We start from the raw sequence: 6,279 nt of genomic DNA on the forward strand, positions 1-6,279 counted from the left end.
CCGGTTCTCTGTTTCTATAGTGACAGCTAAATGTTTCAGGCAAAAATTTTTGAGCGGAATGCAAAGAATACGGCGCCAACCATACAGAGTGCCGCCCACAGATAGTCCCAGTTCCATTTTTCGCCGAACATCAGGATTGACAGAGGAACGAAAACTGTAAGGGTGATAACCTCCTGCATTATTTTCAGCTGACCGATGGTAAAGTAATCATGGGCATAGCGATTGGCGGGAACCATCAGCATATACTCGATAAGAGCGATAAGCCATGAGACGATAACGGCTATGTATACGGGCTTGTCGGCCAGTTTGCTTAAATGACCGTACCATGCTATGTTCATAAAGACATTACTCAGAACAAGCAGAGAAATACATCCAATAACAACTTTGTACTCCATCAGCATAACAAATACCTTAAATTATCAGTTAAACAGTTAAATACTATTTGCTACTTTCAAAGAAAAAGCCTTCAGTAAAGCTCGCATTTTATCATAAATAAGGTATATAGAACGAATTTTATTAATGTCGACGGATTCAGTCGTGATAATGATTTGCGGTAAAAACGGGGGCCGTGATTTCAGCGCCGGAATACCTGGATTCTTTCGGAAAAGCTGAAAACAGAAAATATTTCCGGCATTTTGGAATTTGCTGTTGAAATCCGAAAATTCATCCCTATATAGCTAGATGTATATTGTGTTTTATTATTTTTAGGAGACGGATTTTTATGAGTGAACAGGAAAAACAGACCGGCACTGCTGAAGAACAGGTAAACGAAAGTGCTGAAACCAGTACTCAGAATTCTGAAAATCAGGAAGAAGTGAAGGCACAGGCTGCTGAAGCTGAATCAGCAGAAGAAGCGGCTGAGGAAGAAATTGATATTCTGGAAGTTGCCGCCAACCTGACTCCTGAACAGTTAAGAACAGAACTTTATTCTGCAAGACTTTCAATCAAGCAGCTCAAGGATGAAAAGAATCATCTGCAGAAGGAATTCGACAGAAAACTCGGTGCACTGCAGCAGGAAAAGAGTACTGTAATGGCTCAGTACGATGAATACAAGAAGAATGCAACAGCCGAATATGAAGACAAGCAGAAGAAGATCATTGAAGTGACTCAGAAGAAGCTTGCCGAAGAAGTCGCAGCTAAGGAAGAAGAAGTAAAACGCATTCTTACCAGAAGTGAAAACGAAATCAGCAAGGCAAAGAGTTTTGCTCTTGAAGGCTTTGTAAAGGATCTGATTCCAAGCATTGAACCTTTGGAAAAGGCGCTTTTCTACTCCGATCGCAACAATGAACAGCAGAAGGATCTGATTGCCGGTCTGGAAATGACCATGGAACTTATCCTTAAGGCCATCAAGAAGAACGGAGTGGAGGTAATTGATCCTCTGAATGAATTATTCGATCCTAACTATCAGCAGGCTATTCAGCATATCCCTAATCCGGCGGTTCCTGCCAACCACGTAATGGGTGTTATCCAGAAGGGATATGCACTGAACGGACGTTTATTAAAGCCTGCACTTGTTGTTGTTTCATCAGGAATGTAAAAAAAATAAAAAATTTTTACTTTTAATCTTGAATTTAAAAAACAAGGCATTATTTAAGATAGTGTAGAGATAAGAAGAAAGCCGCAGCAGAAAGAGATTAAGACAATGCGGCTTAAAGATTTAAGTATAGGAGTTTAAAAATGGGTAAGATTATCGGTATCGACCTCGGTACTACCAACTCATGTGTGGCAGTATATGAAAACGGCAACGCTCGTGTATTAGAAAATGCGGAAGGTCATCGTACCACCCCTTCAATCATCGGTTACACCGATGATGGTGAAATCCTGGTAGGTGATGTTGCAAAGCGTCAGGCTGTAACAAATCCAAAGAATACATTATTCGCTATCAAGAGACTTATCGGTCGTCGTTTTGACGATGTTGAAGTTCAGCGTGATATTTCAATCATGCCTTTCAAGATTGTTAAGTCTCCTAACGGCGACGCATGGGTTAACGTAAAAGACAAGGAAATGGCTCCACCACAGGTTTCTGCAGAAGTTCTCAAGAAGATGAAGAAGACTGCTGAAGACATCCTCGGTGAAGAAGTAACAGAAGCTGTTATTACCGTTCCTGCATACTTCAACGACCAGCAGCGTCAGGCTACCAAGGACGCAGGCCGTATTGCAGGTCTTAACGTTAAGCGTATTATTAACGAACCTACCGCAGCTGCTATGGCTTACGGTGAAGACAAGGTTAAGGGCGAAAAGAAGATTGCCGTATACGACCTCGGTGGCGGTACATTCGATATTTCAATCATTGATATCGATGAAGTTGACGGTGAAAAGACCTTCGAAGTACTTTCAACCAACGGTGATACCCACTTAGGCGGTGAAGACTTTGATAACCTGTTAATCAACTACCTGATTGACGAATTCAAGGCTACCAACAACATTGATTTAAGAAATGATATCCACGCTTTACAGCGTCTGAAGGAAAGTGCAGAAAAGGCTAAGATCGAACTTTCATCTGCAACTCAGACCGATATCAACCTCCCTTACATCACTGCTGATGCTACCGGTCCTAAGCACATGAACATCAAGCTTACCCGTGCAAAGCTTGAATCTCTGGTTGAAGACCTGGTTCAGAAGTCTCTGATTCCTGTACAGACTGCATTAAAGGATGCCGGCCTGTCAGTTGGTGAAGTTGATGAAGTATTACTGGTTGGCGGTCAGACCCGTATGCCACTGGTTCAGAAGGTTGTATCTGAATTCTTCGGTAAGGAACCACGTAAGGACGTAAACCCAGATGAAGCAGTTGCAGTTGGTGCAGCAATTCAGGGTTCCGTACTTGCAGGTGATAAGAAGGACGTGTTACTGCTCGACGTTACTCCGTTATCACTCGGTATTGAAACTCTCGGTGGTGTAATGACTACTCTGATTGAAAAGAATACCACTATTCCTACCAAGAAGAGCCAGACCTTCTCTACCGCAGAAGATAACCAGCCTGCAGTAACCATTCGCGTACTTCAGGGTGAACGTAAGCGTGCGGCAGACAATAAGTTACTCGGTAACTTTAACCTCGAAGGTATTGCTGCAGCTCCACGCGGAGTTCCACAGATTGAAGTTACCTTCGATATCGATGCTGATGGTCTGATTCACGTAAGTGCAAAGGATAAGAACACCGGTAAGGAACAGCAGATTACCATTCAGTCTTCATCTGGTCTGTCAGAAGAAGAAATTCAGAAGATGGTTCGTGAAGCTGAAGCTCACTCTGCAGAAGATAAGAAGTTCGCAGATCTGGCTAACGCACGTAACCGTTCTGATGCTCTTATTCATGCTTACCAGAAGCAGATGCAGGAAAACGGCGATAAGCTTCCTGAAAATGTTAAGACTGAACTCAGCCAGGCTATTAACAACCTCGAAAATGCATGCCGCGGTGACGATTTAGCAGCAATCGAAGCTGCTGAAAAGAAGCTTCAGGATATTGCAGGTGCTTTATCTCAGTACGCTCAGCAGGCAGGTGCAGCCGGCGCAGCAGGTCAGCAGCAGAGTGCTGGCGGCAGCAACGGCAACAGCGGTAACAATGGCGGTGCCCGTGACGCTGACTTCGAAGAAGTTTAACGGCATACAGGTAATGCAAGATAGCGGGGGAGAACCCCGCTATTAGAGAATAACGGACACTGTCAGCTGACAGAGTCCGTTACTTGTATGTTATGAATTGAGATTAAATTAAGGGAATTTGTTTTTATGGCTGAGAAGCGTGATTACTATGAAGTCCTTGGTGTTGAAAAGAATGCCGATGATCAGACTATAAAAAGGGCCTTTAAGCGTTTGGCCATGAAATATCATCCGGATCGCAACAAGGAACCCGGTGCGGAAGAAAAGTTCAAGGAAATCAACGAAGCATACGCGGTTCTGAGTGACCAGCAGAAGAGAGCTGCATACGATCAGTACGGTTTTGCAGGGGTTGATCCTAACCAGGGCGGTTTCGGCGGTGGCGGATTCGGCGGCTTCGGCGGTGGCGGATTCGACTTCGGCGATATCTTCGGACAGGCTTTCGGCGATATTTTCGGAGGTGCTGGCGGTCGTCGTCGCGGTCCTTCAGTTCAACCAGGCGAAGATCTTCAGCTTCAGGTTTCAATAACTCTTGAAGAAGCCGTAAAGGGAATCAAGAAGAAGTTCAAGATCAATAAGAACGTTACCTGTGACTGCTGTCATGGTACAGGTGCTGAAGCAGGTTCTTCCACCAAGGAATGTCCAACCTGTCACGGTGCCGGCGTGGTTCTCAAGGGTAACGGAATTTTCAGAATTCAGGAAACCTGTCCTAACTGTCACGGAAGAGGCAAGATCTTTGACAAGCCTTGTAAGAAGTGTAACGGTGAAGGTCGCTACCGTGATAAGCAGGAAGTTGAAGTTGATATTCCGGCAGGTGTTGATGACGGCATGAGAATGACCCTCCGCGGTTATGGTGAAGCCGGCAGAAACGGTGCTCCTTCAGGTGATCTGTTTGTATTTATCAGAGTTAAGCCTCATCCGATTTTTGAAAGAGACGGTATGGATCTTTATGTTGATGTTCCTATCAGCATCACTACCGCTACTTTAGGCGGTAAGGTTGAGGTTCCTACTCTCGACGGCAAGATTTCCCTGACCGTTAAGGAAGGTACTCAGTCAGGTACTCAGTTAAGAGCCAAGGGCAAGGGTATCCCTTCACTCCACGGGGCAGCCGTGGGTGATCTCTACTGCAGAATCATTGTTGAGGTTCCGGTAAATCTGAATAATGAGCAGAAGGAACTTCTGAAGAAGTTTGACGATTCAATCAGCGGAAACGGAGCTAAATCTTCAAACAATCTTCCTGGAGTCAAGGGGTTCTTTGATAAGGTTAAGTCTTTCTTCGACAGCATGAGTGATTCAAAAAAGAACAAGTAATGTTCAATCAGTCAAAGTTGTGAGAGATATAAAGTTATTTAATTCTTATCATGATAAAATACACTCAGTACGTTGCGGTGTGGTGAATTAACAGCACGGCAGCAAAACTGACGATAATATAAATTGGTGCATGAGTCAGCTGCGAACAGCGGCTGATTCAATTTTTTTATTCTTTAAAAATGGGGGAACATAATGGATAGAACTCCAATGACCGTTCAGGGTGCTGAAGCCATTCGTAAGGAACTTGACTTTTTAAAAGGCACTGAACGTCCTCGTATATCTGATTTAATTGCCGAGGCCAGAGAACACGGTGACCTTAAGGAAAATGCGGAATACCATGCGGCAAGAGAAGCTCAGGGTATGTGTGAAGCCAAGATCAAGGATCTTGAAGCTCAGTTATCAACAGCTGAAGTTATTGACATCACCAAGGTTAAGGTAGACGGTGAAAAGAAGGTTGTTTTCGGTGCTACCGTTAAGCTTGAAAAGGATGACGGTACTGAAATCACCTATAAGATCGTTGGTGAACATGAATCTGATGTTAAAAACGGTCTGCTTTCCTTCAAGACTCCTATTGCCAGAGGTCTGATGGGTAAGTATGTTGATGATGAAGTTGAAATCGTTACTCCAAAGGGAAAGGTAACCTATTACATTAACGACATTCTTTACGTTTAATGTGATTTCATATTCTGTTATCTGATTTTGTTAAGGAAGAGGGAGCCCGGTATGTAATGCCGGCTCCTTTTTTCATATCTGCCTGTCGCGGACAAAAAAACGGAGACCCGCAGGTCTCCGTTGATCAGATAAATACCGAAACTTTGTTGTTTTAAACATATACGAAAAATAATTTAATGGAAGTTGCAGAAAATACAAGACTTCCATAATTTTTTGCGGTATAATATAAACATATATATTATATGTTTATATGGATGATTTTATGGCTGTAGCAGACACTCCGAAATTACCTCCTCTTATGATTATCAATCAGGGAAAATACTCTTATGTCACGACATATAAGATTACTTGGGACAAGACACTCAGACAACCGAGAAGGGTGCCGGGGCAGAATAAAACCGTGGGCAAGATTGTCGGTGGCGGAACTGAAGGTGTCATAGAATGGAATTCTGAATTTCTTGACGAACACCCTGAACTTGCAGGGTTCATTACCAGAAGAGTTTTAAAAGGCCAAAAGGGTTCCAGAAACGTCTATGATTATGAGTTTGAACCGATTGATGAGATGATTTCTCTAAGAGAAGCCTTGAATCTGAAAAGACTCAGTGCCGGAGCCACATGGGCGTTGGATAACATCGTGGCAGGCAGTTCTCTTACAAAGACACTGGAACAGATTTTCGGTAAGTTTAACAGGCATAAAAAGCTGTTGTC

At 43.4% G+C, this 6,279-nt stretch carries 6 protein-coding genes; 5 read left to right on the plus strand and 1 reads right to left on the minus strand.

The annotated features are described in order from the left end of the window. Positions 1-35: 35 nt before the first annotated feature. Complete coding sequence (locus T489_RS0103370; RefSeq protein WP_198020404.1) at positions 36-401, minus strand: DMT family protein; 366 nt, start codon at positions 399-401, stop codon at positions 36-38. Between the two features lie 320 nt (positions 402-721). On the opposite strand from T489_RS0103370, the gene T489_RS14090 reads away from it, so the two are divergent. The 5 genes from T489_RS14090 to T489_RS0103395 form a co-directional block, all read left to right on the plus strand. Continuing rightward, entirely contained in the window at positions 722-1,537 is an 816-nt protein-coding gene (locus tag T489_RS14090; protein ID WP_051621756.1) for a nucleotide exchange factor GrpE, read from the plus strand. Positions 1,538-1,677: 140 nt separating this feature from the next. Further along, the gene (dnaK, locus tag T489_RS0103380) at positions 1,678-3,594 is read left to right on the plus strand and encodes a molecular chaperone DnaK (RefSeq protein ID WP_031578635.1); all 1,917 of its coding nucleotides are present in this window, start codon (positions 1,678-1,680) and stop codon (positions 3,592-3,594) included. A 126-nt stretch (positions 3,595-3,720) separates the two neighbouring features. Beyond that, positions 3,721-4,899, plus strand: a complete 1,179-nt coding sequence (dnaJ, locus tag T489_RS0103385; protein WP_031578636.1) for a molecular chaperone DnaJ — start codon at positions 3,721-3,723, stop codon at positions 4,897-4,899. Positions 4,900-5,091: 192 nt separating this feature from the next. Continuing rightward, positions 5,092-5,571, plus strand: a complete 480-nt coding sequence (gene greA / locus T489_RS0103390) for a transcription elongation factor GreA (protein WP_031578637.1) — start codon at positions 5,092-5,094, stop codon at positions 5,569-5,571. Positions 5,572-5,833: 262 nt separating this feature from the next. Further along, positions 5,834-6,279, plus strand: a 446-nt coding sequence (locus T489_RS0103395) for a hypothetical protein (protein ID WP_031578638.1), incomplete at its 3' end; no start/stop codon positions are given.

The sequence above is a fragment of the Ruminobacter sp. RM87 genome (assembly GCF_000701925.1).
Classification (GTDB): Bacteria; Pseudomonadota; Gammaproteobacteria; order Enterobacterales; family Succinivibrionaceae; genus Ruminobacter; species Ruminobacter amylophilus.